The organism is Neisseria sp. Marseille-Q2251 (assembly GCF_940793045.1).
Classification (GTDB): Bacteria; Pseudomonadota; Gammaproteobacteria; order Burkholderiales; family Neisseriaceae; genus Neisseria.
Genome location: NZ_CALNWV010000089.1, coordinates 1 through 1,117 on the forward strand (window position 1 = coordinate 1; position 1,117 = coordinate 1,117).

1 protein-coding gene is annotated in these 1,117 nt (G+C 58.4%); it reads right to left on the reverse strand.

What is annotated here, in order from left to right; all coding sequences use genetic code 11:
* On the reverse strand, positions 1-1,117 hold a 1,117-nt coding region (locus AAG834_RS13715; protein ID WP_342032451.1), incomplete at both ends, for a type VI secretion system Vgr family protein.

Consider the following 1,117-nt stretch of genomic DNA (forward strand, 5'->3'; position numbering starts at 1 on the left):
AGGTTGAGTTGGGACTTCTGGTAGTCGGTGGCGAGTTTGATGTGTTCCTGACCTTTTTGGTCTTCCATCCTGAGTTTGTTGTTTGCCCAGGTACGGATGACGTTCCTTGTGTTCCAATCGGCAGGGATGTGGTCGGGATGGGCGCTGTCGTGCATGACGCCGGAGATATACGGACGGTCGGGGTTGCCTTGGACGAAGGACAGCATGACTTCGGTGCCTTCGTGTAAGGGGAAGTGGATACCGTATTCGGGACCGGCATAGGGTTTGGCCAGTCGGACGGGACGGCTTTCGCCGCCGGGACTCCATTCGTCCAAATCAAACGGCAGTTTGACGCGGTAGCGTCCCATGTCGTCGATGTAGGCGTAGGTGCAGTTCTCCGCCGCGGTTACCCGTGCGGGCAGTGTGCCGGCGATGTGGGGGCGCGGTGTGGTGCGTTCGGGACGGAAGGCGAGTTGGGCGGGTATGGCGGTAAAGGTATGGGTGTAGGCGGTATCGCGGCTGCCGCTGTGTTCCATGCTGAGTACCAGCCAGCCGTCGGGGGCTTCGGGGAAGGCGGTATCGGTTTGGAACACTTTCATCGGCGCCATGGAAACGACGTTGCCGCTGCCGTTGGCGACGGTTTGGCGGCAGAGGACGGCTTCGTTCAACAGGGTCGTCTGAACTTTGGCTTCGTCGGGGGTTTTGGGATGGAGGCCCCAGTTTTGCTGTTTGCCCAATAAGACGGTGTTGTCGGCAGATTCTTCGGATTGTTTGTTGTCGGTTTCGGCGAAGAGGTCGGTATCGGCGGTGCGGTAGTTGTAGTCGGCACTGCGTATGCCTTCGACGATGGGGTTGTGGCGGATGCTTAAGTTGAAGAGTGCTTCGGTACCGACGCTTTCCAGTCCGGCATGGGGTCGGTAGGAAACGGGCAGGCTTGGGTCTCGGAAGTAGTGTTCGGGACTGTCGCCGAAGACGACCACGTCGCCATGTTGCTCATGCTGTTCGAAGGCGTACCAAATGCCTTCTTCCTCACACAGACGGTTGATAAAGTCGAAGTCGCTTTCGAGATACTGGGTCACATACTCGCGGACGGTGTAGCTGCGGCTTTTTTGGAAACGGTAGTCGACACCGGAGAAGC